This window comes from Haemophilus paracuniculus, from assembly GCF_002015115.1.
In the GTDB taxonomy this organism is placed as follows: Bacteria; Pseudomonadota; Gammaproteobacteria; order Enterobacterales; family Pasteurellaceae; genus Haemophilus_E; species Haemophilus_E paracuniculus.
Map to the genome: position 1 here is coordinate 348,650 of NZ_MUYA01000004.1, position 25,049 is coordinate 373,698.

General features: G+C 46.2%; 24 protein-coding genes, 1 tRNA gene and 1 pseudogene. 22 read left to right on the plus strand and 4 right to left on the minus strand.

What is annotated here, in order from left to right:
* Nucleotides 1-11: 11 nt before the first annotated feature.
* Nucleotides 12-173 (minus strand): hypothetical protein, encoded by a 162-nt coding sequence (locus B0187_RS10295; protein ID WP_169835298.1) that lies wholly within the window; start codon nucleotides 171-173, stop codon nucleotides 12-14.
* Here B0187_RS10295 and aroK point away from each other — a divergent pair.
* The 16 genes from aroK to cysK all read left to right on the plus strand — a co-directional run bounded on the left by aroK (nucleotide 154) and on the right by cysK (nucleotide 13,827).
* The gene (gene aroK / locus B0187_RS04250; RefSeq protein WP_078236613.1) at nucleotides 154-675 is read left to right on the plus strand and encodes a shikimate kinase AroK; all 522 of its coding nucleotides are present in this window, start codon (nucleotides 154-156) and stop codon (nucleotides 673-675) included. The genes B0187_RS10295 and aroK overlap by 20 nt on opposite strands.
* A gap of 17 nt (nucleotides 676-692) precedes the next feature.
* Entirely contained in the window at nucleotides 693-1,781 is a 1,089-nt protein-coding gene (gene aroB, locus B0187_RS04255; protein ID WP_078236614.1) for a 3-dehydroquinate synthase, read from the plus strand.
* A gap of 15 nt (nucleotides 1,782-1,796) precedes the next feature.
* Entirely contained in the window at nucleotides 1,797-2,624 is an 828-nt protein-coding gene (locus B0187_RS04260) for a Dam family site-specific DNA-(adenine-N6)-methyltransferase (RefSeq protein WP_078236615.1), read from the plus strand.
* A gap of 249 nt (nucleotides 2,625-2,873) precedes the next feature.
* Nucleotides 2,874-3,287 (plus strand): arsenate reductase (glutaredoxin), encoded by a 414-nt coding sequence (arsC, locus tag B0187_RS04265; RefSeq protein WP_078236616.1) that lies wholly within the window; start codon nucleotides 2,874-2,876, stop codon nucleotides 3,285-3,287.
* A 59-nt stretch (nucleotides 3,288-3,346) separates the two neighbouring features.
* Nucleotides 3,347-4,705, plus strand: a complete 1,359-nt coding sequence (locus B0187_RS04270; protein WP_078236617.1) for a sodium-dependent transporter — start codon at nucleotides 3,347-3,349, stop codon at nucleotides 4,703-4,705.
* A 46-nt stretch (nucleotides 4,706-4,751) separates the two neighbouring features.
* The gene (gene waaA / locus B0187_RS04275; RefSeq protein WP_078236618.1) at nucleotides 4,752-6,032 is read left to right on the plus strand and encodes a lipid IV(A) 3-deoxy-D-manno-octulosonic acid transferase; all 1,281 of its coding nucleotides are present in this window, start codon (nucleotides 4,752-4,754) and stop codon (nucleotides 6,030-6,032) included.
* Nucleotides 6,033-6,046: 14 nt separating this feature from the next.
* The gene (coaD, locus tag B0187_RS04280) at nucleotides 6,047-6,520 is read left to right on the plus strand and encodes a pantetheine-phosphate adenylyltransferase (RefSeq protein ID WP_078236619.1); all 474 of its coding nucleotides are present in this window, start codon (nucleotides 6,047-6,049) and stop codon (nucleotides 6,518-6,520) included.
* A gap of 28 nt (nucleotides 6,521-6,548) precedes the next feature.
* Nucleotides 6,549-7,097: an oligoribonuclease gene (gene orn / locus B0187_RS04285; protein ID WP_078236620.1), complete on the plus strand. Its 549-nt coding sequence runs from the start codon at nucleotides 6,549-6,551 to the stop codon at nucleotides 7,095-7,097.
* Nucleotides 7,098-7,212: 115 nt separating this feature from the next.
* Nucleotides 7,213-7,288, plus strand: a tRNA-Gly gene (locus tag B0187_RS04290).
* Nucleotides 7,289-7,337: 49 nt separating this feature from the next.
* The gene (gene tsaE, locus B0187_RS04295) at nucleotides 7,338-7,838 is read left to right on the plus strand and encodes a tRNA (adenosine(37)-N6)-threonylcarbamoyltransferase complex ATPase subunit type 1 TsaE (protein ID WP_078236621.1); all 501 of its coding nucleotides are present in this window, start codon (nucleotides 7,338-7,340) and stop codon (nucleotides 7,836-7,838) included.
* Nucleotides 7,839-7,859: 21 nt separating this feature from the next.
* Nucleotides 7,860-9,023, plus strand: coding sequence for an N-acetylmuramoyl-L-alanine amidase (locus B0187_RS04300; RefSeq protein WP_078236622.1), 1,164 nt, complete (start codon nucleotides 7,860-7,862; stop codon nucleotides 9,021-9,023).
* 142 nt (nucleotides 9,024-9,165) lie between these two features.
* Nucleotides 9,166-10,440, plus strand: coding sequence for a multifunctional transcriptional regulator/nicotinamide-nucleotide adenylyltransferase/ribosylnicotinamide kinase NadR (nadR, locus tag B0187_RS04305; RefSeq protein WP_078236623.1), 1,275 nt, complete (start codon nucleotides 9,166-9,168; stop codon nucleotides 10,438-10,440).
* Nucleotides 10,437-11,150, plus strand: coding sequence for a metallophosphoesterase family protein (locus B0187_RS04310; RefSeq protein WP_078236624.1), 714 nt, complete (start codon nucleotides 10,437-10,439; stop codon nucleotides 11,148-11,150). The genes nadR and B0187_RS04310 overlap by 4 nt, the downstream gene beginning before the upstream one ends.
* 51 nt (nucleotides 11,151-11,201) lie before the next feature.
* Nucleotides 11,202-11,918 carry a two-component system response regulator ArcA gene (gene arcA, locus B0187_RS04315; RefSeq protein ID WP_078236625.1) on the plus strand — a complete coding sequence of 239 codons (717 nt, stop codon included), beginning with the start codon at nucleotides 11,202-11,204 and terminating at the stop codon, nucleotides 11,916-11,918.
* A 38-nt stretch (nucleotides 11,919-11,956) separates the two neighbouring features.
* On the plus strand, nucleotides 11,957-12,649 hold the full coding sequence (locus B0187_RS04320; protein WP_078236626.1) for a ribonuclease T2 family protein: 693 nt from the start codon (nucleotides 11,957-11,959) through the stop codon (nucleotides 12,647-12,649).
* Between the two features lie 230 nt (nucleotides 12,650-12,879).
* Nucleotides 12,880-13,827 carry a cysteine synthase A gene (gene cysK, locus B0187_RS04325; RefSeq protein WP_078236627.1) on the plus strand — a complete coding sequence of 316 codons (948 nt, stop codon included), beginning with the start codon at nucleotides 12,880-12,882 and terminating at the stop codon, nucleotides 13,825-13,827.
* A 367-nt stretch (nucleotides 13,828-14,194) separates the two neighbouring features.
* On the opposite strand, the gene rnhB is transcribed toward cysK, so the two are convergent.
* Nucleotides 14,195-14,788, minus strand: coding sequence for a ribonuclease HII (gene rnhB, locus B0187_RS04330; RefSeq protein WP_078236628.1), 594 nt, complete (start codon nucleotides 14,786-14,788; stop codon nucleotides 14,195-14,197).
* 198 nt (nucleotides 14,789-14,986) lie between these two features.
* Between rnhB and B0187_RS04335 the strand changes: the two genes are divergently transcribed.
* The 4 genes from B0187_RS04335 (at nucleotide 14,987) to B0187_RS04350 (ending at nucleotide 20,716) form a co-directional block, all read left to right on the plus strand.
* The gene (locus tag B0187_RS04335; RefSeq protein ID WP_078236629.1) at nucleotides 14,987-15,967 is read left to right on the plus strand and encodes a ribonucleotide-diphosphate reductase subunit beta; all 981 of its coding nucleotides are present in this window, start codon (nucleotides 14,987-14,989) and stop codon (nucleotides 15,965-15,967) included.
* Nucleotides 15,954-17,621 carry a ribonucleoside-diphosphate reductase subunit alpha gene (locus tag B0187_RS04340; RefSeq protein ID WP_078236630.1) on the plus strand — a complete coding sequence of 556 codons (1,668 nt, stop codon included), beginning with the start codon at nucleotides 15,954-15,956 and terminating at the stop codon, nucleotides 17,619-17,621. The genes B0187_RS04335 and B0187_RS04340 overlap by 14 nt, the downstream gene beginning before the upstream one ends.
* A gap of 143 nt (nucleotides 17,622-17,764) precedes the next feature.
* Nucleotides 17,765-20,119 (plus strand): ribonuclease R, encoded by a 2,355-nt coding sequence (gene rnr / locus B0187_RS04345; RefSeq protein WP_078236631.1) that lies wholly within the window; start codon nucleotides 17,765-17,767, stop codon nucleotides 20,117-20,119.
* A gap of 81 nt (nucleotides 20,120-20,200) precedes the next feature.
* Entirely contained in the window at nucleotides 20,201-20,716 is a 516-nt protein-coding gene (locus tag B0187_RS04350; protein ID WP_078236645.1) for a porin family protein, read from the plus strand.
* 57 nt (nucleotides 20,717-20,773) lie between these two features.
* Here B0187_RS04350 and B0187_RS10300 read toward each other — a convergent pair whose 3' ends face one another.
* Together B0187_RS10300 and mltF are read right to left on the minus strand one after the other, a co-directional pair.
* Nucleotides 20,774-20,911 (minus strand): hypothetical protein, encoded by a 138-nt coding sequence (locus B0187_RS10300; RefSeq protein ID WP_169835299.1) that lies wholly within the window; start codon nucleotides 20,909-20,911, stop codon nucleotides 20,774-20,776.
* Nucleotides 20,912-21,030: 119 nt separating this feature from the next.
* Nucleotides 21,031-22,485, minus strand: a pseudogene (gene mltF, locus B0187_RS04355) (membrane-bound lytic murein transglycosylase MltF); the annotation flags it as partial.
* A 235-nt stretch (nucleotides 22,486-22,720) separates the two neighbouring features.
* On the opposite strand from mltF, the gene B0187_RS04360 reads away from it, so the two are divergent.
* On the plus strand, nucleotides 22,721-24,004 hold the full coding sequence (locus B0187_RS04360; protein WP_078236633.1) for a NupC/NupG family nucleoside CNT transporter: 1,284 nt from the start codon (nucleotides 22,721-22,723) through the stop codon (nucleotides 24,002-24,004).
* A 97-nt stretch (nucleotides 24,005-24,101) separates the two neighbouring features.
* Nucleotides 24,102-24,878 carry a deoxyribose-phosphate aldolase gene (gene deoC, locus B0187_RS04365; protein ID WP_078236634.1) on the plus strand — a complete coding sequence of 259 codons (777 nt, stop codon included), beginning with the start codon at nucleotides 24,102-24,104 and terminating at the stop codon, nucleotides 24,876-24,878.
* The last annotated feature ends 171 nt before the right edge of the window (nucleotides 24,879-25,049 follow it).

Genomic DNA, 25,049 nt, shown 5'->3' on the forward strand with positions numbered 1-25,049 from the left:
TTGTACTCTTTTTAAACAATGATCACGCTTTCAACAGTTTTGGCGAAATTTACGAAAAACTGACCGCTTGTCCTTTCAAGATGTTGATGATCGACAAGCGGTTTTTCTTTCCACAAATCGAAATTTTTCACTTTTTCAAACAAGAACAGACTAATGGCTGAAAAACGTAACATTTTCTTGATCGGGCCTATGGGTGCAGGCAAAAGCACTATCGGACGCCAACTGGCACAAATGTTGAATATGGATTTTATGGATTCTGACTCAGTGATTGAAGAACGTGCTGGGGCGGATATTGATTGGATTTTTGATGTGGAAGGCGAAGCGGGCTTCCGCAAGCGAGAGGAACGCATCATCAACGAATTGACCCAAGGGCAAGGCATTGTGCTTTCTACGGGCGGTGGTTCGGTGCTTTCAAAGGATAACCGTAATTTCCTTTCCGCTCGTGGGATCGTGGTTTACCTCGAAACCTCAGTAGATAAACAGTTTGAACGCACCCAACGCGATAAAAAACGCCCGTTATTGCAAACGGAAGATCCGCGTCAAGTGTTGGAAGATTTGGCGAAAATCCGCAATCCACTTTACGAAGAAATTGCCGACATCAAACTTCAAACGGACGAGCAAAGTGCCAAAGTGGTGGCAACCCAAATCATTGATTTAATGGATAATTTACAGTAATAAAAAGGTGGCAAGCGATGTTGCAGGTAAATGTTGAATTAAAAGAACGCCGTTATCCGATCCAAATCGGGGCGGGATTGTTGCAAAATCCTGCGAGTTTCGCCCCGCTTAAAGCGGGCGATAAAGTGATGATTGTGTCGAACCCAACCATCGCCGAACATTACCTTGCCACCGTGCAACAAACCCTTGCTGAAATTGGCTGTGTAGTCGATTATGTGTTGATCCCAGACGGCGAACAATACAAAACCCTCGATTCCCTCAATCTCATTTTTACTGCGTTACTCGAAAAAAATCATAATCGTGATACCACCTTGCTTGCTCTTGGTGGCGGTGTGATTGGCGATGTGGCAGGTTATGCCGCCGCCTCTTATCAGCGTGGCATTCGTTTCATTCAAATTCCAACCACCTTACTCGCCCAAGTTGATTCTTCCGTGGGCGGAAAAACGGCGGTAAACCACCCGCTTGGTAAGAATATGATCGGGGCGTTTTATCAGCCGATCTCGGTTATCGTGGACACCAACACCCTGCACACCCTCGCCAAACGTGAAGTGAGTGCAGGTTTAGCCGAAGTGATCAAATACGGGGCGATTTTCGATCTCGCTTTCTTTGAGTGGTTGGAACAGAATATCGATCAACTAGTGGCGTTGGATCAACAGGCGTTAGAATACTGCATTCAGCGTTGTTGCCAGCTCAAAGCCGATGTGGTGGCGCGTGATGAAACGGAAAAAGGCGACCGTGCCTTGCTCAATTTGGGGCATACGTTTGGACACGCAATCGAAGCTCATCAAGGCTACGGCAACTGGCTACACGGCGAAGCGGTGTCGGTGGGAATGTTAGAAGCGGCGGCACTTTCGCACATTTTGGGCGATTTGACTGAGCAGGACGTTTTCCGTCTCGAAAAATTATTAACGAGAGCCAATTTGCCAACCATTTCGCCGGACAATATGCAACCGAGCGATTATTTGCCTTATATGTGGCGAGACAAAAAAGTGTTAAGCGGCCAGTTACGCCTGATTTTACTCAAATCCCTCGGGCAAGCCTACGTTACCGCCCAAGCCAGCGAGCAACAAGTGTTAGCGGCGATTGAACGTTTTACCCAACGCTAATAAAACGCTAACAAAATGAACATCGCACGCCACCGAGCCTTTCTCAAATGGGCTGGCGGAAAATACCGCTTGATCCCCCAAATTCACGCCCACTTACCAAAAAAGGCTTGCCTTGTTGAGCCTTTTGTCGGGGCGGGTTCGGTGTTTTTGAATACGGATTTTGAGCGATATGTGCTTGCCGACATCAATCCTGATTTAATCAACCTCTATAATTTAATTAAGCAAGATGTTGAGGGCTACATCGCCGAAACCCGTCCGCTTTTTCAGCACAAAAATGCAAATAGTGCCGAATTTTATTACGCACGCCGTCAAGCCTTTAATCAATCGAACGATATTTTTGAGCGGTCGGTGCTGTTTCTCTATTTAAATCGTTTTGGCTATAACGGCTTGTGTCGCTACAACGCCAAACACGAATATAACGTGCCGTTCGGCAAATATAAAAAACACTATTTCCCTGAAAATGAACTGCGTTTTTTCGCCGAAAAAGCCCAAAATGCTCAATTTATTTGTGCCGATTTTGAATGCGTATTTCAGTCGCTGGCGTTAAATTCCGATGATTATGTGGTCTATTGCGACCCACCCTACGCCCCGATTTCACAGGATACCAATTTCACCCAATACGCAGGGGGCGGATTTAGCTTGGCACAACAACGGTTACTGGCGGATTACGCCCGCCAAACCGCCCAACAACAAATCCCCGTGCTGATTTCCAACCACGACACCCCTTTCACACGGGAAATCTACCAAGGGGCGAAAATCCACAAAATCAAAGTGCAACGCTCAATCGGACAACGGGCAAATTCAAGGGGAAAAGTGGATGAATTATTCGCCCTGTTTAAATAATCGGGGCGAACAAGCGGTAAGTTAGGGCAAAATTTTTGTATTTGGTTGCCCCCTACCCCACCTACGGTGGTACTTCCCCCGTAAACGGGGGAAGATCTTAAAATGATCGAAGTATAAGATCTGCCCCCGCTTGCGGGGGAAGTGATTGAGCGAAGCGAAACCGAAGGGGGCAAAACGTAAGTAAAACCGAAGGTAGCAAGCGGTAAGTTAATGCAAAAATTTTATTTATTAACTTTGAGATAAATAAATATGGAAAAAGTCAAAATTTATCATAATCCTAAATGTGGTACATCAAGAAATACCTTGAAACTACTTGAACATTTGGGGCTTCAAGTCGAAGTCATTTATTATTTAGATACGCCGCCAACGGTAGCTGAATTAACTGATTTATTGGCTGAGATGAAAATGTCGCCAACAGCATTATTACGCAAAAACGTACCTGAATATGAGCAGTTAAATATGGCGGAAAATCGCTATTCAGACCAAGAATTGATAAGCAAAATGGTGGAAATCCCTATTTTAATTAACCGTCCGATCGTGGTTACTTCACTCGGGACAAAATTGTGCCGCCCATCGGAAGAGGTGCTAACCATTTTACCAATCCCATTAACCGAAGATTTTATTAAAGAAGATGGCGAAGTAATTAAAGCCAACAAAGTATGAAAATTGAATTAAAGCATCTGCGAAATTTTCAAAAATCTAACCGCTTGTAAGAGGTAATAATGACAACAGAGAAAGTAGAACGCCAATCGTGGTCGAACCGTTTGGCGTATGTGATGACGGTGGCTGGGGCGACGGTCGGATTTGGTGCAACGTGGCGTTTTCCCTATTTGGTTGGGGAAAATGGCGGTGGGGCTTATGTGTTCCTGTTTTGTGTGGCGATGATTGTGATCGGGATTCCTATGATCCTCGTGGAAAACGTGATCGGCAGACGAATGAAAGTGAATGCGATTGACGCTTTCTCTGGCTCGGCGAATGGCAAGAAAATTCATTCGGGCTGGAAATTGCTCGGCTATATGGGCTTGCTCGGGGCGTTTGGGATTCTCGCCTACTATATGGTACTCGGCGGCTGGGTGCTGAATTATATCGGTAGTCTTGTGTCGGGGTCGCTTGATCTTTCGTCGCCAGTTGGGATTGAAACCACCGCGGCTTACTATAAAGAAAGTATTCAAAATAGCCCGTGGGCGATTATTGGCTACACCGCACTTTTCGTGTTGGCGAACTATCTGATCCTCGTCAAAGGCGTGGTGGACGGCATTGAGCGTTCGGTTAAATACCTAATGCCGATTTTGTTTATTTTCTTGATCGTAATGGTGGTGCGAAACATCACGTTACCTGGGGCGGCAGAAGGGATTAAATTCTACCTAATGCCTGATTTTTCCAAAATCACCCCACAACTGTTCGTGTTTGTGTTAGGGCAAGTGTTCTTCGCATTAAGTTTGGGCTTTGGCGTATTGATTACCCTATCGAGCTACCTCGATAAAAAAGAAAATTTAGTAAAAACCGCCACCATCACGGGCGTGATGAACACGGTCATCGCGGTATTGGCTGGCTTTATGATTTTTCCATCACTATTCAGCTTCGGCGTTGCCCCAAATTCAGGGCCGACCCTCGTGTTCCAAAGTTTGCCGATTGTGTTCTCAAATATGTGGGGCGGCACGATTTTTGCGATTATCTTCTTCGGCTTGTTGGTGGTGGCGGCATTAACCACCTCGCTTACCATTTACGAAGTGATTATCACCGCCATTCAAGAGAAAACCAAACTCTCTCGCCAAACAGCAATTGCTTTAACTTTGGGCGTGATTTTCGTGATCGGCAACGTGCCGTCTGTGCTGGGGGATAACCTCTGGAAAGAAGTAACCATCGCCGGCAAAAGCATTTTTGACGCATTCGACTATTTCAGCGGCAACGTATTATTCATTTTAACCGCCCTCGGCAGTGCGATTTTTGTCGGCTTTGTCCTCAAAGACGAAGCCAAACAAGAGCTGGGGGCAAGCCAAGGTTTTACCAATTTGTGGTTTAACTACGTTAAATTTGTGATTCCCGTCATTATTTTAGTGATTTTCTTTAATTCACTTTAAAAAATTGCCCTCGAAAGAGGGCGATCCTCTTTAAAGGATTTAATTGATGATTCGTTTTTTTTATACGGTTCTGCTCTATTTAATTCAACCTCTCTTGCTACTGATGATGTGGAAAAGAGGCTCGAAGTCGCCGGATTACCGCAAACGCTTGCCAGAGCGTTATGGGCTTTATGGCGATAATGTCGCACCGCAGCCACAGGGGATTGTTGTGCACGCGGCTTCGGTGGGGGAAGTGATTGCGGCAACGCCGTTGATTAAGGCGATTCAACAAAAATATCCCGATTTGCCGATTACCATAACCACCGTTACCCCCACGGGGTCGGTACGGGTTACGGCGGCATTTCCAGAGGGGATTTCCCACTATTATTTGCCTTACGATCTACCCGATTCGATCAATCGTTTTTTGGATTTCGTGCAACCGAAATTATTTATTGTGATTGAAACGGAACTTTGGCCTAACTTAATCCGCCAAATTCATCGCCGATCCATTCCCTTTGTGATTGTCAATGCTCGCCTTTCCCCTCGTTCGGCGAAGCGTTACGGTTGGATAAAATCCGCCATTCGCAATATGTTGCAAGAGATCGATCTGATTATGGCACAGGACAAAGTGAGTGCGGATCGTTATTTGGATCTCGGTTTCGACCCTCGCCACCTTGTGAATACGGGCAATCTCAAATTTGACTTGGTAGTGAGCGAGAAACATCGACGTCAAATTGCCGAGGCGGCGAAATCCCTCAACATCGCCAATCGCCCCGTTTGGATTGCAGGTAGCACCCACGAGGGCGAGGAAAAAATGATTTTAGAGGCGCACAAAAAATTGTTAGAGGCTTACCCCGATATGGTGCTGATCCTTGTGCCTCGCCACCCCGAGCGGTTTGATTCGGTGGAAAATTTGATCCAAAAATCGCCGTTTAACTATGTTACTCGCTCGTCTCAACAGCCCCTGACCGCCGATACCCAAGTACTACTCGGTGACACGATGGGCGAAATGATGGTGTTATATGGTTTGGCGAAAATTGCCTTTGTGGGCGGAAGTTTGGTGAAGCACGGTGGGCATAATCCATTAGAGCCGATTGCGTTTGAATTGCCCGTGATTTCAGGCGTACATACCTTTAATTTCCCCGAAATTTTCGCCAAATTGCGTTCCGTTGAGGGCGTGGTGGAAATCGGCAGTAACGTGTATGAATTGGTGAAAGCGGTGATTTTCCTGCTCGAACACCCAGAGGCGTGCAAAAAAATTAGCCGAGCGGGTTATGGCGTGTTGCGAGAAAATCAAGGGGCGTTAAAACGCCATTTGAAACTGCTTGCCCCTTATTTAGAAAAATAATTTAGAGAAATAAAATGAAACGAGCGATTTACGCAGGCACGTTCGACCCGATTACCAACGGGCATTTGGATATTATCGAACGCAGTGCCAAGCTGGTGGAAACCCTTATCGTGGCGGTGGCAAAAAACCCCAGTAAGCAACCGCTTTTTGAACTTGCCGAACGGGTCGAGCTGGTGCGTCAAAGCGTGAAGCACCTTACCAATGTGGACGTGGTGGGGTTTAGCGGCTTGCTAGCCGATTTTGCTCAACAGCAAAACGCTCAAATTTTGGTGCGGGGCTTGCGTGGGGCGGACGATATTGAGTATGAAATCCAACTCGCTCAACTGAATAATAAACTTTCGCCCACCTTAGAAACCCTGTTCCTACCGCCCTCGGTGGAATGGCGTTACCTTTCGTCCACAATGGTGCGAGAGATTTTTAAACATCAAGGGGACGTGGCTCAGTTTGTACCAGCTTGTGTGAGCAAGGCTTTACAATACAAGCGGTAGGATTTTTTGAAATTTTAGAGAAAATAAAATGACAGCAAATAAAGACAATTTAATTTGGATCGATCTTGAAATGACGGGGTTAGATCCTGAAAAAGAGCGAATTATTGAGATCGCCACCATTGTTACCGACAAAGATCTCAATATTTTGGCGGAAGGGCCTGTGCTGGCGGTTCATCAATCGGACGAGTTACTCGGCAAAATGAGCGAATGGTGCGTTAAAACTCACACGGCTAATGGCTTGGTGGAACGGGTTCGTCAAAGTAAATTAACCGAGCGAGCCGCCGAGTTGCAAACCCTCGATTTCCTCAAACGCTATGTGCCGAAAGGGGCTTCGCCGATTTGTGGTAACAGCATCGCCCAAGATAAGCGTTTTTTATACAAATATATGCCTGATTTGGCGGATTATTTCCACTATCGCCACCTTGATGTCAGCACCCTCAAAGAATTGGCGAGCCGTTGGAAACCTGAAATGTTGAAGCAATTTAGCAAGAAAAATAGCCATTTGGCGTTGGACGATATTAAAGAATCGATTGAAGAATTGAAATTTTATCGCCAACATTTTATCAACCTTGACTAAAAAGTCGTAAATTTGATTGGATAATCGGCAAAAGAACGCATTTTGCGATTTTTTGCTTGCGAGAGGTCGGAAAATCGCTATAATACGCCTCGTTTTCACAAACGACCTCTCAAATGCGGGAATAGCTCAGTTGGTAGAGCACGACCTTGCCAAGGTCGGGGTCGCGAGTTCGAGCCTCGTTTCCCGCTCCATTTTCTTCCAGTCAAAATTTTTTAATCTTACTTTTTCATTTGAATTTTGATGGATAGCAATTTTACTTTTCATTTTGATCACGAACCTGCAATGTTGCAATTTGGGCAACAGCTCGCGGTGGCTTTGCGTCAATTTTTGGCTCAACATTCCGAGCAAGGTTTAGTGATTTACCTCAATGGTGAATTAGGGGCGGGCAAAACCACCCTCACCCGTAGCATTGTGCAAGCCTTTGGACATCAAGGCAATGTGAAAAGCCCAACTTACACTCTCGTGGAAGAGTATCCGCTCACACCGTTCCAACTTTATCATTTCGATTTGTATCGCCTTGCCGATCCCGAAGAGTTGGAATTTATGGGGATTCGTGATTATTTCCGTCCACAAACCTTGTGCTTATTAGAATGGGCGAGCCGAGGGCAAGGAATGATCCCCGAGGCGGATCTGACCATTCAGATCGATTATGTGGGCGAGGGCAGAGAGCTGACATTGATCCCACAATCGCCACAACTGGCGAGTTTTTTGGTAGAATTTCGCCCAAATCTGACCGCTTGATCGAAGAATTTAAGGAATAAAATGAAAAAAATAATCAATCAATTTGCTTTTTGTTTGCTTGCGTTGAGTGCAAGCGTGGCTGTTTCGGCAAAAAACATTGTGGCGATTGATGCAGGGCACGGTGGTAAAGACCCTGGGGCAATCGGGGCAGGCTTAGGCATTAAAGAAAAAGAGGTTACCCTTTCCATCGCCCGTGAATTAAAAGCGTTGCTCGATGCTGATCCGAATTTCAAAGGGGTAATGACCCGTAGCGGCGATTATTTTATTCAGTTGCCAGAGCGTACCGAAATTGCCCGCAAAAATCGGGCGAATTATTTGATTTCGATCCACGCCGATTCTTCGCCAGTGTCCAGTTCCGTCAAAGGGGCTTCGGTGTGGGTGCTGTCAAACCGCCGAGCCAGCGATGAAATGGGGAAATGGTTGGAAGATCACGAGAAACAGTCGGAATTATTAGGCGGTGCGGGGCGTTTGCTTTCCAGCAATAACGAGAAATATCTCAACCAAACGGTGTTGGATCTGCAATTTTCCCACTCACAACGGGCGGGCTATGAATTGGGTCGCAACATTATGAACAAAATGGCGAATATGACGTCCCTCGCCAAAAGTAACCCGCAAGCGGCAAGTTTAAGCGTTTTACGTTCCCCTGATATTATTTCAGTGTTGGTGGAAACGGGCTTTTTGTCGAACCCTGTGGAAGAAGCGAAATTGGCAAACCCAAATTACCGCCGTCAGCTTGCCCGTGCGATTTATAACGGCTTAGTTGCTTATCGCAGCAAAAATGTGAGCATTTCGGAAACCCCTGCAAGGGTGGCGGTTTATAAGGAAGCTACTGAGCCGAAAACCACAAAAACGGCGGAAGTGAAGAAATCCGACAGTAAAAATGTTGAGAAAAAAGAGGAAAAATCTGCCAAAAACGTTGAGCAGAAAACGGCTCAAAAAACTGAAAAATCGGTGGACGTGAAATCTACCAAAGGTGAGAAAAAAGCAGAGAGCAAAACGGCTGAACAAGCGGTGCGATCCGAGCCAAAAGCGGTGAATCCAAATGCGAGTTACCACGTTGTCGAGCAGGATCAAACCCTCTATTCGATTGCCAGAATGTACAAGACCACCCCAGAGAAATTGAGCGAGTTAAATGGCATCAAAAATAATCACATTGTGGTCGGCAAAAAATTGAAATTGAAGTAGTAAAAATGGAAAGGGTAGTGGCGATTTACTGCCCTTTTTTCTGAAAAATAGTATATTAACTTTCCAAAATGGCGAAAATCAATGACAAAAAGGGGATTTTCGCCTATCATTAGTATCTCATTTTTGGACGCAATACAAAATTATGACGGATTTTGCTTATCTTCAACAAAAACGGAAACAGCTCAAACTGAAAGTCGGCGATGTTTGTGAACAGGCTGGGGTTACCCGTGGCTATTTTAATCAATTAGTCAGAGGCATCATCAAGAACCCAAGTGCGAACAAATTGAAAGCCTTGCACCGCGTGCTGAACATTGTTGAAGAGCCGACCAAGCGTGAAGGGGTGATTTTCGGCAAGTTCTACCCGATTCACACGGGGCATATCAATATGATTTACGAGGCGTTCAGTAAGGTGGATCAACTACACGTTGTAGTTTGCACCGAAACGGAACGTGATCTGAAATTATTCCAAGACAGCAAAATGAAGCGAATGCCGACTAACGAAGATCGTTTGCGTTGGGTTCAGCAGATTTTTAAATATCAGCAAAAGCAAATTTTTGTGCATCATCTGATTGAAGACGGCATTCCAAGCTACCCAAACGGCTGGGAAGGCTGGGCGGAACGGGTGAAATCTTTGTTCGAGGCGAAAAATATTCAGCCAACGGTGGTGTTTAGTAGCGAAGTGCAGGATAAAGCCCCTTACGAAAAATACCTCAATTTGGAAGTGCATTTGGTTGATCCAAACCGAGAATCGTTTAACGTTTCGGCAACTAAAATCCGCAATAATCCATTCCAATATTGGCGTTTTATCCCGAAAGAAGTGCGTCCGTTTTTCGTGAAAACCATTGCGATTTTGGGGGGCGAAAGTAGCGGTAAAAGCGTGCTAGTGAGCAAATTGGCGAACGTGTTTAACACCACTTCTGCGTGGGAATATGGGCGTGAATTTGTGTTTGAGCAACTGGGCGGTAGCGAACAGGCGTTACAATACTCGGATTACCCACAAATTGCCCTCGGGCATAAGCGTTACATTGATTATGCGATGAAACACGCCCACAAAGTAGCGATTATCGACACCGATTACATCACGACCCAGGCGTTTTGTATCAAATACGAGGGCAAGGCTCATCCATTTTTAGATTCTATGATCCGTGAATACCCCTTTGATGTAACGATTTTACTCTCAAATAATACCAAATGGGTCGATGACGGTTTACGCAGCCTCGGCTCGCAAAAACAGCGTCAGCAGTTTCAGCAGTTACTGAAAAAATTGCTCGACAAATATAACGTGCCTTACATTGAGATCGAATCGCCGAGCTATTTGGATCGTTACAACCAAACCAAAGCGATTGTTGAGGCGATTTTATTGGAAGAGCCAATTCAGCTTGCCTCGCCAAATCAAAATGAGAGTGAGGCGAAATGATTTTATTCGCAGGCGATCCGCACGGCAGTTACGAACATTTGTACCCCATTGTCGAGGCGGAAAAAAATGTCGCATTGGTTATTTTAGGGGATTTGCAACTTACCACCCCACAAGAACTGGATAAACTCGCTCAACATTGCGATATTTGGTTTATCCACGGCAACCACGACAGCAAAACCGTTGCCGCATTTGATTCGATTTGGGGTAGCGAATGGAAAAGTCGCAACATTCACGGCAGAGTGGTGGACGTGCAAGGGGTGAGAATCGCAGGATTAGGTGGCGTGTTCCGTGGGCATATTTGGATGCCACCGAATCGCCCAATGTTTTTTGATCCGATTCACTATTGCCAGTATTGTCCACAGGAAAAAATCTGGCGAGGCGGTTTACCACTACGCCACCGTAGCTCGATTTTTCCGTCCGATGTGGAAACCTTAGAGAGCCAAAAAGCGGATATTTTGATTACCCACGAAGCCCCTCGCCCACACCCACAAGGGTTTGCGGTGATTAACCAACTGGCTCGCAAAATGGGGGCGAGAAAAATTTTCCACGGGCATCATCACGATAATTTTGATTATCGCCCGATCAACTACAACAAACATTGTGAAATTTTTAATATCGGCTTTCGTAGCTTGGCGGATATTCACGGCAACTATTTGATCGTTGGGGTTGATGATCGTGATCTTGCCAAAAATAAAACCAAAACCGCCTAAACAAGCGGTCGGATAATTCAGAATTTTTCAAATTTTAAAAGGCGAATAGCAATGCAAAATCCACAAATTTTAATCGTTGAAGACGAAGCGGTAACCCGCAACACCCTCAAAAGCATTTTTGAGGCAGAGGGTTACGATGTGTTCCAAGCGACAGATGGCAATGAAATGCGTGATGTATTGGAACAGCAGGAAATCCACCTCGTTTTAATGGACATTAACTTACCAGGTAAAAACGGCTTAATGCTCGCCCGTGAATTACGCGAAAATACCGATATTGCGTTAATTTTCTTAACGGGGCGTGATAACGAAGTGGATAAAATCCTCGGGTTGGAAATCGGGGCGGACGATTACATTACCAAACCGTTCAACCCGCGTGAATTAACCATTCGTGCCAGAAACTTACTGCAACGCACAATGGCGGAAAAAGAGAAAGCCAATAAAGAAACGGCATCGGTGGAAAACTACCGCTTTAACGGCTGGACACTCGATGTAAACAGCCGCAGCCTGATTAGCCCAGAGGGGAAAGTGAACAAATTGCCTCGCAGCGAATTTCGAGCCTTGCACCATTTCTGCGAAAACCCCGGCAAAATCCAAACCCGTGAGGATCTGCTTTTCAAAATGACGGGGCGTGAGCTGAAACCGCACGACAGAACGGTGGACGTAACCATTCGCCGTATCCGCAAGCATTTTGAAGATCACCCAAATACCCCAGAGCTGATCGTAACCATTCACGGCGAAGGCTACCGTTTTTGCGGTGAGTTAGAATAATCCATTCCCCTCGCACGAGGGGATTTTTCAGAGGTTTTATGACACAGCGTCAAACATCTTATCTGGCGATTTTCGTGATTCTGTTTTTCGCCCTCGCGATTGCAGGCTGGTTTTTCAGCGATAAACAGCAGAAATCGATCCAACGCTCGGTGGCAGGCAATTACGACACCATTATGAGCGAAGATAAAATCGGGCAAAATAAAAAAGCCCCGATTGATTATTACACCCTTTCCCTCTCGTGGTCGCCCGCTTTTTGTGATTTGCAAAAGAAACGCAACAACGGCAACGTGCCAGCTCGTTTGGCATATCAATGTGGCGACACCCAACAATTTGGCTGGGTGATTCACGGCTTATGGCCGCAAAATGGCAAGGCTCGCAAAGTTAGCGACCACCCCCGTTTTTGTAAAGGTGATTTACCTGAAATTCCCGAAAGTGTGATCGAAAAATACCTGCCAGAATCCCCTGGGGCGGCATTATTGCAAGGACAATGGGAAAAACACGGGGCTTGTGCTTTCGACACCCCAGAAGCCTATTTTGACAAGCAAAAAGCTCTGTTCCAACAACTCAACTTGCCAAAATACGCCCTCTCAAAACGAGAATTGTTCGACTGGTTACGCAAAAACAACGAACCGCTTGCAGGGCTTTATTTCGGCACGAATGGCAATGAACTTTACATCTGCTACGATAAAAGTTGGAATCCGATTAGTTGCCCGAAAACGCAATACCAATAACAAAATTTTTCTGTTTGGTTCGCAAGCATTGTGAGCCAAGGTAGGGACGCCACGCTGGCGTCCTTTTTCGTTGTAAAAAGGCAAAATTTTACAAAATCCGACCGCTTGCTCACCGAGTTAAGCGGTTTTTTATTTCCTTTGGTTATATAAAATGCTTTTTTAACGCTACATTCTTGCTAAAAAAGGGCGTATTCTTATCCTCAATTCAACATCACAAAGAGGAAAACCCAATGACGATTTATGCAGACAATTCATACAGCATCGGCAACACACCGCTTGTTCGATTGAAAAATTTTGGTAACGGCAACATCGTGGTGAAAGTTGAGGGGCGTAACCCAAGTTTTAGCGTAAAATGCCGTATCGGGGCGAATATGGTGTGGCAGGCGGAAAAAGACGGCACACTGACCAAAGAGAAAGAAATCGTGGAAGCGACTAGCGGTAATACGGGCATCGCCCTCGCCTATGTGGCAGCCGCTCGGGGCTACAAAATCACCCTCACAATGCCTGAAACGATGAGTACCGAACGCAAACGTCTATTGCGTGGTTTGGGCGTGAATTTGGTACTAACCGAAGGGGCGAAAGGAATGAAAGGGGCGATTGCTAAAGCCGAAGAAATTGTGGCGAGCGACCCAAACCGCTACGTTAGCCTCAAACAGTTTGAAAACCCAGCCAACCCTGCAATTCATCAACAAACGACTGGCCCAGAAATCTGGAACGGTACGGAAGGGGCAATCGATGTGTTAGTCGCAGGGGTCGGCACGGGCGGCACGATCACGGGCGTGAGCCGTTACATCAAGCAAGATCAAGGCAAAGCGATTACCAGCGTTGCCGTTGAGCCAGCGGAATCCCCCGTGATCAAACAGACCCTCGCAGGGGAAGAAGTCAAACCCGCCCCGCACAAGATTCAAGGGATCGGGGCCGGTTTTATCCCGAAAAACCTCGATCTCAGCTTGATCGACCGAGTCGAACAAGTCGATAGCGAAACCGCCATCGCCACCGCCCGTCGCCTAATGGCAGAAGAGGGCATTTTGGGTGGTATTTCATCGGGTGCCGCCGTTGCCGCCGCCGATCGTTTGGCAAAATTACCTGAATTTGCCGACAAGCTAATCGTAGTAATCCTACCATCTGCCTCAGAACGCTACCTTAGCACCTTATTGTTTGAGGGAATTGAGGCGTAAAGAGAGAATACAAGCGGTGGGATTTTGGAAAAATCCTACCGCTTGTGTGAGTTCTGTTACACGATTGTAGGGACGCAATGCTTGCGTCCCGTTTCTTGGAAAATCTACAACTAAAAGTGGGAGGCGAACATCGCGTCCCTACAACCACTAAACTTCGCAAGCTCAAACAATACAAATTGCCCTTGAAATTAACGAAACTGCTCAACGTAAAATGACGGGGAAATTATCCGCACAATGATTTAAGAATGGGAAATAAATGAAAAAGGACGCCAGCGTGGCGTCCCTACGGTAGGGACGCAATGTTCGCGTTCTAAAACAATGGGTAGGATTTCTGAAAATTTCGCATAATCCTACCGCCTGCTATTTTTTATAACCCCAACACTTTCCTCACTGGTGCAAAACTCTTGCGGTGAAAGGGTGTAGCCCCAAATTGGGCGAGTTTTTCGAGGTGGAGGGCGGTGGGGTAGCCTTTGTGTTGGGCGAAGCCGTATTCGGGGAATTGGGCGTGCAGTTCGTCCATTTCCTGATCGCGAGCGACTTTGGCGAGGATTGAGGCGGCACTGATTTCTGGCACGAGGCTGTCGCCTTTGACCACCGCTTGGGCGGCAATGCCGAGTTGGGGTGGGATTCGGTTGCCGTCAATCAGCACAAAATCGGGCTGAATGGCAAGCCCTGCCACCGCTCGTTGCATTGCTAACATAGTGGCGTGCAAGATGTTGAGTTGGTCGATTTCTTCGGGTTCGGCGCGTCCGAGCGACCAGCAGAGGGCTTTTTGTTTGATCTCTTCAGCGAGGGCGAGCCGTTTTTTTTCGCTCAATTTTTTGGAATCAGTTAAGCCGTGAATTGGTTGGTTTGGGTCGATAATCACGGCGGCGGTAACCACCGCCCCGACTAGCGGGCCTCGCCCCACTTCGTCCACCCCTGCGATCAGGTTGGCGACAGGATAAATAAAGGGTTGCATTGCGTTCCTTAATGGTCAAAATCAGAGGGACGCCATTTTACCGATTTCCCCCTAATGAAAAAAGGGCTAAAAAAAAGATCTACTATTTTCAATGAGTTAGAAGAATGAATAAGCGTTCAGGATTTGTCAAGACCTTGCGATTTAGAAATTTTTGCATAGAATACCGCACCATTCTTTTCAACTTTTGATACTGCGAATATGTCTGCTCGAAATCTCTTTCAAAAACGTTTAAATATCAAACCTTATGAATACCCTGAATTGCTCGATTTTAAAGATGCGATTCGCCACTCTTACTGGCTGCATACGGAATTTAATTTCACGGGGGATATTCAAGATTATCGCACCAACATTAACGATCACGAACGCCACGTTTTGACCCGTGCGATGTTGGCGATTTCGCAGGTGGAAGTGAATGTGAAACGTTTCTGGGGCGAGCTATATCGTTACTTCCCGAAACCAGAAATGGACGATGTGGGCGGCACTTTTGCGGAAAGTGAAGTGCGACACAAAGATGCTTACTCGTTCTTGTTGGAAAAATTGGGCTTAAACGAGATGTTTAGCCAAATTAGCGAGATCGAACCGCTGATGAATCGTATCCGTTATATGGAAGATTTTATGCGTGAGAAAGATGCGGGCAAAGGGCAGTTTGTGCTGTCGTTGGTGTTGTTCTCGTTGTTCGTTGAGCATATTTCCCTGTTCGGGCAGTTCCTCGTGATGATGTCGTTCAACAAGCATAAAAACCTGTTTAAAGGGATTTCAAATGCGGTGGAAGCGACCTCAAAAGAGGAAGAAATTCACGGTAAATTCGGGATTGCGTTATACGAAATTTTGCGTGATGAGCATAGCGAACTCTTTACCCCTGAATTTTATCAAGAGTTGAAAACCCTTGCCGATCAAGCCTTTGAAGCTGAAAAAGGCATTTTAGATTGGATTTTTGAAGAAGGCGATTTGAGTTTTATCACCCGCCAAACGGTCGAAAATTACATTAAGAGCCGTTACAACAATTCATTGATGATCCTAGGCTTAGAACCGCCACACGATATTGATCCTGAATTGTTGAAAGAAACTGAGTGGTTTGATATTGAAATTTTGTCGAGCAAAGAGACCGATTTCTTTAACAAACGTAGTACCGATTACAGCAAAAAAATGAAACAGATTACCGCCGATGACTTATTCTAATTCTGAACGTCCAGACTTTCACTGGCTCAACGAAGACAGCCGTTTATTTTTACAACGTGGGTATTTACTCGAAGGCACAACCGCCCTCGAACGCATCCGTTTTATCGCCGACCACGCCGAGCAAAAACTGGGTATCGCAGGCTTTGCGGATAAATTCTATCACTATATGGCGAGAGGTTATTTCTCGCTTTCTTCGCCGATTTGGTCAAACTTCGGCTTAGATCGTGGCTTGCCGATTTCGTGCTTTGGTAGCTATATCGGCGATTCAATCCACGAAATTATGGTAACCACCGCCGAAGTGGGAATGATGAGTAAAATCGGCGGCGGCACGTCCGCCTATTTTGGCGATATTCGTCCGCGTGGTAGCAACATCAGCAACAACGGCAAATCAGACGGCTCATTTAATTTCAGTAAATTATTTGATACCGTGATCGATGTGATCTCGCAAGGCACTTCACGCAAAGGGCAGTTTGCGGGCTACATCGACATTGAACACGGCGACATTGACGAATGGTTGGATATTCACACCGAAGGCAATCCAATTCAGTTAATGTATTACGGCGTGTGCGTAGGGCATGACTGGCTTGAATCAATGAAGAAAGGCGACCCTTACAAGCGGCAGCTTTGGGCGAAAATTTTGCAACGCAAAACCGAGACAGGGATTCCGTATCTGTTCTTCAAAGACAATGCGAACGCCTACCGTCCAGATGTTTACAAAGATAAAAATATGACGATCCACGCCTCAAATCTTTGTACCGAAATTATGTTGCCATCAAATTCGGACGAAAGTTTTGTGTGCTGTTTGTCTTCAATGAATTTGCTCTATTTTGATGAGTGGAAAGACACCGATGCCCCAGAGGTTTTAACCTACTTCCTCGATGCGGTAATGAGCGAATTTATTGAGAAAAGTAAAGATATGCCATTCCTCGACCGTGCGAACCGCTTTGCGGCTCGCCACCGTGCCTTGGGGATCGGCGTGTTAGGTTGGCATAGTTATTTGCAGGCGAACAACATTGCGTTCGACAGTTTCGCAGCAATGCAAAAAAACAACCAAATTTTCAAATTATTGCAAGAAAAAACGCTCAAAGCGTCCAAAGAGTTGGCGGAATTATTTGGCGAGCCAGAAATTCTGAAAGGCTACGGTCGCCGCAACACCACCTTAATGAGCATTGCCCCGACCAAATCGAGCAGCTTCATTTTGGGTAGCGTGTCGCCGTCCGTTGAGCCGTTCAAATCGAACTACTATGTGAAAGATCTTGCCAAGATCAAAACCGTTTACAAAAACCCATTCCTTGAAAAATTGTTGCAAGAGAAAGGGTTAGATCGGGAAGATATTTGGGAATCGATCTTACACAATGACGGTTCGGTGCAACACCTTGCGGAATTAACCGATGACGAGAAAGAAGTGTTCAAAACTTTCTCAGAAATCAGCCAGTTAAGTGTGATTCAGCAAGCGGCACAACGCCAAAAATATATCGATCAAGGGCAAAGTATCAACGTGATGATCCACCCTGCCACCCCAGCGAAGGATCTCAACCAACTTTACTTGACCGCCGAAGAATTAGGTTTGAAATCGATCTACTACCAATACAGTATGAGTGCGGCACAGGTGTTTAACCGCAACTTGTTGAATTGTAGTAGTTGTGAGGGCTAACAAACCATCACGAACGCAAGGACTGAGCGAGAGCAATCTCACTCAGTCTTTTTGCATTTCATTTCAGCTTGCAAGGGGTAGGATTTTCCGAAATTTTGAGAAATCTACCCGCTTGCAAGAGAACATTTAAGAAAAGGAAAACAATGTTACAAGATCCAAATTATCAACAAGAAAAAGAGAAATATGAAAACCCCGTGCCGAGCAGGGAATTTATTTTACAGACCATTCGTAATTATGATGCCCCAATGAGCCGTGAGGAATTGCACGAGGCGTTTGGCATTTTTGATGAAGAACGGCAAGAGGCGATTCGCCGCCGTTTGCGGGCAATGGAAAATGACGGGCAGTTGGTGTTTACCAAACGCAAGCGGTACGCCCTGCCCGAAAAAATGGATTTGCTTAAAGGCACGGTGATCGGGCATCGAGACGGCTACGGCTTTTTGGAAGTTGAGGGCGACAGCGATTGGTTTATTCCTAACGGGCAAATGATGCGAGTAATGCACGGCGATTACGTTCTGGCTCAACCGAACGGCACGGATCGGCGTGGGCGGAAAGAGGTTCGGATTGTCCGCATGCTGGAAGCCCGCAAAAAACAGATTGTCGGACGCTTTTTCCTCGAAAGTGGCATTGGCTTTGTCGTGCCTGACGATAGCCGTATCACGCAGGATATTTTGATCCCCGATGAACATCGCCTCGGGGCGAGAATGGGGCAAGTTGTGGTGGTGGAACTGCAACCTCGCAAAGCTAATTTCGCTCAACCCGTTGGATTTATTACCGAAATTCTGGGCGACAATCTCGCCCCTGGAATGGAAATTGAGATCGCATTACGCAATCACGATATTCCCCACGTTTGGGGCGAGGGGGTAGAAAAGCAGATCCGCCAATTTAGCGAAGAAGTGCCAGAGGAAGCGAAGATCGGGCGAATTGATTTGCGAAACCTACCGCTTGTTACGATTGACGGTGAGAGTGCCAGAGATTTTGACGATGCGGTGTTCGCCCAAAAAGAGGGCGAGGGCTGGCGGTTGTGGGTGGCGATTGCGGACGTGAGCTATTACGTTCGCCCGAAAACTGCCCTCGATTTAGAGGCTCAACAGCGGGGCAATTCGGTCTATTTCCCAAATCGCGTAATCCCAATGTTGCCTGAAATTTTGTCGAATGGCTTGTGTTCCCTCAATCCGCAGGTGGATCGCCTCTGTTTGGTGGCGGAAATGACCGTCTCAAAAACGGGCAAGCTGACCAGCTACAAATTCTACGAAGCGGTGATGAATTCCCACGCCCGTTTAACTTACACCAAAGTTTGGAAAATTTTGCAGGGGAATCAGGCGTTGCGTGAGCGTTATCACTACCTTGTGCCACATTTGGAAACCCTGAACGAAATGTTCCAAGTGTTAGTTTCAGCACGAGCCAAACGAGGGGCGATTGAGTTTGAAACGGTGGAAAATCAATTTATTTTCAATGAGTTAGGCAGAATTGAGCGAATCGAACCCCTTGTTCGCAATGACGCACACAAAATCATTGAAGAGTGTATGATTTTGGCGAACATTGCGTCCGCTCGCTTTGTGGAAGAGGCGAATGAGCCAGCGTTATTCCGTATCCACGATAAACCGAGCGAAGAAAAATTAACCAGTTTCCGTACTTTCCTCAAAGAGTGCGGCTTATTCCTTGACGGCGGACTAAGTCCTGCCCCGAAAGATTACGCCAAATTGTTGGAAAAAGTGCAGGAACGCCCTGATCGTGAGCTGATCCAAACAATGTTGCTACGCTCGTTGAAACAGGCGGTGTACACCCCTGATAACGTGGGGCATTTTGGCTTGGCTTTGACGGAATACGCCCACTTTACCTCGCCGATCCGCCGTTACCCTGATTTGCTGTTGCATCGTGCGATTAAGTATTTGATCGAAAAGCAAAAAGGTAACAAACGCCACTACACGGACGGCGGCGGCTACCATTATCAATTTGACGATATGGATCAATTTGGCGACAAATGTTCCGCCACCGAACGCCGTGCGGACGAGGCGACCCGTGATGTGGCGGATTGGCTGAAATGCGAATATATGCAGGATCATATTGGCGAAGTGTTTGAGGGCGTGATTTCAAGCGTAACGGGCTTTGGCTTGTTTGTGAAATTGAACGAGTTGCTGATTGACGGCTTGGTGCATATTTCCACCCTCGACAACGATTACTACCATTTCGACAGCGACCGCCAACGCTTGGTGGGCGGTGCAAGCGGTGTGATTTATCGCTTGGGCGACCCTGTGAAAGTCAAAGTGATCGGCGTGAATCTGGACGATAAAAAGATCGATTTCGCCCTGATTACCAGTTTGCGGAAACTGCACCACGAGGGCAAAACGGCGAAGAAAAAAGCCAAACAAGCGGCACAAATTCAACCCGTTTTCAAAGAAGTGGCAACCCAAAAGCCGAAAAAATCCAAAAGCAAAGCCAAAGCAAGCGGTGCGAAAAAAGCGAAAAAAAGCACCGCTAAACGGGCGAAAAAACAATAAATGATTGTCTTAATTCGGGGCAATGGTAGAATTGCCCTGTTTTTTAACCTCACTTTTCATCTCAAACAAGAGGATTTTACAATGAAAAAATTAACCGTTTTAGCGGCGACCCTACTTTCAACATCTGCGTTCGCCGCCCCTGTCGGACAAACCTTTACGGGCGTTGGCGTGGGTGTGGATCTCACTACCGTAAAATACAAAAGTGGCGATCTCAAAGGTAAACAAGCGACTGGGGCAAATTTAGTGGTGGATTATGGCTTCGATCAAGGCAACGAATTAGTGGGCTTGGTTGAGGGCAAAGCGAAATTGGGTAGCACCAAAATTTTCAACGACACCAAACAAAAATCCCAATTCAGCGTTGGCTATAAACAGGGCTACCGTATCGCCGATGTAATGCCTTACGCCAAAATCAACTATAACGTGAGCAAAGTGGGCGACATCGGCAGCTTCAAAGGATTCGGTTACGGGGCTGGCGTGAAATATGCGGTGTCAAGCAACATGGAAGTGGGGGCGGAATACACCCGCGAAAACCTCAAACGCCAAGGGAATAAATTAAAAGGCAATGCCTTTGCAGGTTCGGTAGGTTACCGTTTCTAATTTGACTTTATAAAAATTTTAAGGGAAAGCACCGCTTGCTTTCCCTTTTTGTTTTTATCAACCTTGGAAAAGTTGAAAACCAATGCGGTGGCGTTCCGCAATTTTGCGTTTGCGTTGATGAATCCGCAAAATTCGGCGGAATTTGTTGCAGGTTAAACGGCGTTTTCTGACTTTTAGATAACATTTTCGACTCATTGTGTTTCCTTGTTTTGATTATTGTTTGTTGGTAATTCCGTTTTTTCAGCTTCCGCCGCAGGCTCAGTTTTGGGTGGCTCGGGGACGGTCGCTTCCGTTTTTGGCGGTTCTGCTTTGGGTTCAGGCTGATCGCTTTGGGCTTCTTTCTGCTCTTGTTGTTCTTTCTGTTCTTGTTCCTTTTGTTCTCGTTGTTCTTTTTGCTCTTCTTCTACCCGCTTGTAATTTTGCAGACTGTTGAGGTAACGGCGGATATTTTCCACATAGCTAAACGCCTCAAAGCCCCGTGCGTAGCCATATTTTAGATTGCTGTAATAGCGTTTTTCGGCGAGTAGTGGCAGGTTTTTCTTCACATCCAGCCAATTATCGGGATCGCCACCGAGCTGTTTGGTGAGGCGGCGAACATCAACCAAATGTCCAAAGCCCATATTGTAGCCTGCGAGGGCGAACCAAATTCGATCCTCTTTCGGAATGGTATCAGGCAGTTGCGAAATCAATAAGTGCAGATATTCCGAACCGCCCTTAATGCTCTGGGCTGGGTTGGTGCGGTCGCTCACATTCATTCGCTCGGCGGTGTCTTTGGTCAGCATCATAATGCCACGTACCCCTGTCGGCGAAGTGGCGTTCGGATCCCAATGGGATTCTTGATAGGCAATGGCGGCAAGGGTTTGCCAATCGAGATCGCCCTTGTATTTCTCAAACAGCGGACGATATTTCGGCAAGGTTTTGTCAATCGCCGTTAAGAAACTTTGAATATCCACATAGTCGAATTTGCTCAAATAGTTGAAATACTTTTCCTCTAAGCGAGAAATCAAGCCGTTTTCATTCGACTCATTCATAAAGCCTAAAATACCCGCTTGTAATTCGCTGTAATTGCTCGGTGGCAGATACCACACCACGGGCATTTCATCGGTTAAATCGAAGCCAATCGCAATATCAGGCTTGATGTGCTGTGCCGCCGAAATATCAAGGGAAATTGCCACCGTGTAAGGAATTTTGCCCTCTGCCACTTGCAGTAGCAATTCTTCTTCGGTGAATTGATCGGTAATTTCCCAACGCAAGTTTGGATATTGTTTTTGTAAGTTTTGTAAAATTGGCAGCACGCTTGACCCTTTTGGAATGGTCAGCGGGGCTTGCAGATCTTCAATTTTATAGGGGCGTTGCGTCCCTTTTTTGTAGGCAACTTGCCACGAAGCCGAGTAATAACTCGCCCCAATTTGGAACTGTTCACCTTTCTCGGGTTGATAGAGCAAGCCTGCGGCGGCGAGGTCGATTTCCCCCTCTTTGAGGGCGGTAAAGAGCTGCTCGCTATTGTCGTAAGTTTTGACCTCTAATTTGACATTGAGGTAATCAGCGAAAGATTTGGCAAGCTCATACTCAATCCCCGATGTGCCGTTTGAACCAATAAAATAGGCAATCGGGTGGTTAATCATTCCCACTTGCAGGGTTTTGCGTTGTTGAATTTGTGCGTAGCGATTTTCCTCGCTTTGCATCATTTTTTGCCACGGGAAAACCATATCCCACGCCCACAAAAGCAGGGCTAACCCTGCCACTAAACGAATAATCAGACCTTTCAAAACAGTTCCTTAAATCTTCTTCTTTTGTATTCGGTGGCAGTCTATCCGAAATTCAAACGACAAGCCATATCCGCCACTTTGAATTTTGTCAATTTATGTGATGAAAACTGTAAAAAATTAAAGATTTTTGGCAAAAAAAACGGTAAAATCTGCTCGCTTTTATAAGTCGTGCCGATTCTGTTCTCTTTTTGAACAGGTGTCGGGAAGTTAGTTTTCTTTTTTGAGGTTTTTCAAAATGGGTGCTTTAAATAGCCTTTTAGGTATTGCCGTACTCTTATTGATTGCTTTCTTATTATCAAGCAATAAAAAAGCGATCAATGTGCGTACAGTATTAGGTGCATTAGTATTGCAAATCGGTATTGGTGCGTTAATTCTTTATGTGCCAGCAGGTCGTGAGGCTTTACTTGCGGCGGCGGAAGGGGTCAGCAAAGTTATCAGCTATGGTAACGATGGTATCAACTTCTTATTTGGTGGCTTAGTTAGCGACAAAATGTTTGAAGTGTTCGGCGGTGGCGGTTTCGTCTTCGCATTGCGTGTTCTTCCCCCTATCATTTTCTTCTCTGCGTTAATCTCTGTTCTCTACTACCTCGGCATTATGCAAGTGGTGATCCGCATTTTAGGTGGTGCATTACAAAAAGTATTAGGCACATCAAAATCGGAATCAATGTCTGCGGCGGCTAACATCTTCGTAGGTCAAACAGAAGCCCCATTATTGGTTAAGCCTTACATCAAATCAATGACCAACTCAGAACTCTTTGCGGTAATGTGTGGTGGTCTTGCGTCTGTGGCAGGTGCGGTAATGATCGGTTACGCAGGAATGGGCGTGCCATTGCCTTACTTAATCGCAGCGTCATTTATGGCGGCACCAGGTGGTTTATTATTCGCCAAAATTCTACATCCGCAAACAGAATCTTTTAAAGATGAGTTAAGCGAAGACGACATCGAAGAAAAACCGTCAAACGTAATTGAAGCGGCGGCAGTGGGTGCGTTCTCTGGTATGCAACTTGCGATGAACGTAGGTGCGATGTTATTAGCATTCATTGCGTTAATCGCGATGTTAAACGGCTTCATCGGTTGGGTAGCTGGCTTAGTCGGCTTTGAGGGCGTAACCTTACAATCTTTATTAGGTTATGTTTTCCAACCGCTTGCGTGGGTAATCGGTGTGCCGTGGGGGCAAGAAGCCCAAGTAGCTGGCTCGTTAATCGGTCAAAAATTAGTGGTAAACGAATTTGTTGCCTATGCTGACTTCGTAAACTACTTACCAAATAAAGAAGGCGTTATCGCCTCTGGCGTAACATTAAGCCCGAAAACCATTGCGATTATCACATTCGCACTTTGCGGTTTTGCGAATCTTAGCTCAATCGCGATTCTTATCGGTGGTTTAGGTGGTATGGCACCAAATCGCCGTGGCGATGTGGCTCGAATGGGGATCAAGGCAGTAATTGCAGGTACTCTTTCTAACTTAATGAGTGCGGCGATTGCAGGTTTCTTCATCGGCTTAGGCGGTGCGGTAATGTAACCGCAAACGGAATGCACAACACCACAGGAAACTGTGGTGTTGTCGTTTATAGCCAAGTTAAACGATTGCGTAACATTAAACAAAAAGGGGATTTTTTATGACCTTAAAACAAGTGGCTCAACAAGCTCTTTCGTTAATGGATTTAACCACCTTAAACGACAACGACACGGACGAAAAAGTGATCGCCCTCTGCCAACAAGGCAACACCGAATTTGGCACGCCAGCGGCGGTGTGTGTTTACCCTCGTTTTGTGCCGATTGCTCGCAAAACCTTGCAAAATCAAGGCACAGCACAAGTCAAAATTGCGACCGTTACCAACTTCCCTCACGGCAACGATGATATTGAAATTGCCGTTGCCGAAACCAAAGCGGCGGTGGCTTACGGGGCGGACGAGGTTGATGTAGTATTCCCTTACCGTGCCTTAATCGCAGGCAACGAACAAGTGGGGGTGGAATTAGTCAAACAGTGCAAGGCGGAATGTGCCAAACATAACGTGTTGCTCAAAGTGATTATCGAAACGGGCGAATTAAAAACCGCGGAATTGATCCGCAAAGCGAGCGAGATTTCAATCCAAGCAGGGGCGGATTTCATCAAAACCTCAACGGGTAAAGTGGCAGTGAATGCCACCCTTGAATCGGCAAAAATTATGCTCGAAACCATTCGTGATTTAGGCGTGGCGGATAAAGTCGGTTTCAAAGCCGCTGGTGGTGTAAAAACCACCGAAGAAGCCCAAGCCTACCTCGATCTCGCTCGCCAAATTCTCGGCGAACAATGGGTAAATCAAGCCCACTTCCGCTTCGGTGCGTCAAGTTTATTGGGGAATTTATTAGCCACCCTCAATGATCAAGAGGCGAAAGCGGTTTCGGGTTACTAATTAGATTTTATTTAAATCAGTAAGCGGTAGGATTTTCAGAGATTTCGCTTATTGCCCCCTTCCCCCTAGTTCGTAGGGTACTTCCCCCGTAAACGGGGGAAGATCGAATAAATCTGCCCCCGCTTGCGGGGGAAGTGGCTGAGCAAAGCGAAGCCGTAGCAACTGTGTTCC

Coding starts and splice junctions, on each gene's coding strand:
- aroK (WP_078236613.1), top strand. CDS start 154: ATGGCTGAAAAACGTAACATTTTCTTGATCGGGCCTATGGGTGCAGGC.
- B0187_RS10295 (WP_169835298.1), bottom strand. CDS start 173: ATGTTACGTTTTTCAGCCATTAGTCTGTTCTTGTTTGAAAAAGTGAAA.
- aroB (WP_078236614.1), top strand. CDS start 693: ATGTTGCAGGTAAATGTTGAATTAAAAGAACGCCGTTATCCGATCCAA.
- B0187_RS04260 (WP_078236615.1), top strand. CDS start 1,797: ATGAACATCGCACGCCACCGAGCCTTTCTCAAATGGGCTGGCGGAAAA.
- arsC (WP_078236616.1), top strand. CDS start 2,874: ATGGAAAAAGTCAAAATTTATCATAATCCTAAATGTGGTACATCAAGA.
- B0187_RS04270 (WP_078236617.1), top strand. CDS start 3,347: ATGACAACAGAGAAAGTAGAACGCCAATCGTGGTCGAACCGTTTGGCG.
- waaA (WP_078236618.1), top strand. CDS start 4,752: ATGATTCGTTTTTTTTATACGGTTCTGCTCTATTTAATTCAACCTCTC.
- coaD (WP_078236619.1), top strand. CDS start 6,047: ATGAAACGAGCGATTTACGCAGGCACGTTCGACCCGATTACCAACGGG.
- orn (WP_078236620.1), top strand. CDS start 6,549: ATGACAGCAAATAAAGACAATTTAATTTGGATCGATCTTGAAATGACG.
- tsaE (WP_078236621.1), top strand. CDS start 7,338: ATGGATAGCAATTTTACTTTTCATTTTGATCACGAACCTGCAATGTTG.
- B0187_RS04300 (WP_078236622.1), top strand. CDS start 7,860: ATGAAAAAAATAATCAATCAATTTGCTTTTTGTTTGCTTGCGTTGAGT.
- nadR (WP_078236623.1), top strand. CDS start 9,166: ATGACGGATTTTGCTTATCTTCAACAAAAACGGAAACAGCTCAAACTG.
- B0187_RS04310 (WP_078236624.1), top strand. CDS start 10,437: ATGATTTTATTCGCAGGCGATCCGCACGGCAGTTACGAACATTTGTAC.
- arcA (WP_078236625.1), top strand. CDS start 11,202: ATGCAAAATCCACAAATTTTAATCGTTGAAGACGAAGCGGTAACCCGC.
- B0187_RS04320 (WP_078236626.1), top strand. CDS start 11,957: ATGACACAGCGTCAAACATCTTATCTGGCGATTTTCGTGATTCTGTTT.
- cysK (WP_078236627.1), top strand. CDS start 12,880: ATGACGATTTATGCAGACAATTCATACAGCATCGGCAACACACCGCTT.
- rnhB (WP_078236628.1), bottom strand. CDS start 14,788: ATGCAACCCTTTATTTATCCTGTCGCCAACCTGATCGCAGGGGTGGAC.
- B0187_RS04335 (WP_078236629.1), top strand. CDS start 14,987: ATGTCTGCTCGAAATCTCTTTCAAAAACGTTTAAATATCAAACCTTAT.
- B0187_RS04340 (WP_078236630.1), top strand. CDS start 15,954: ATGACTTATTCTAATTCTGAACGTCCAGACTTTCACTGGCTCAACGAA.
- rnr (WP_078236631.1), top strand. CDS start 17,765: ATGTTACAAGATCCAAATTATCAACAAGAAAAAGAGAAATATGAAAAC.
- B0187_RS04350 (WP_078236645.1), top strand. CDS start 20,201: ATGAAAAAATTAACCGTTTTAGCGGCGACCCTACTTTCAACATCTGCG.
- B0187_RS10300 (WP_169835299.1), bottom strand. CDS start 20,911: ATGAGTCGAAAATGTTATCTAAAAGTCAGAAAACGCCGTTTAACCTGC.
- B0187_RS04360 (WP_078236633.1), top strand. CDS start 22,721: ATGGGTGCTTTAAATAGCCTTTTAGGTATTGCCGTACTCTTATTGATT.
- deoC (WP_078236634.1), top strand. CDS start 24,102: ATGACCTTAAAACAAGTGGCTCAACAAGCTCTTTCGTTAATGGATTTA.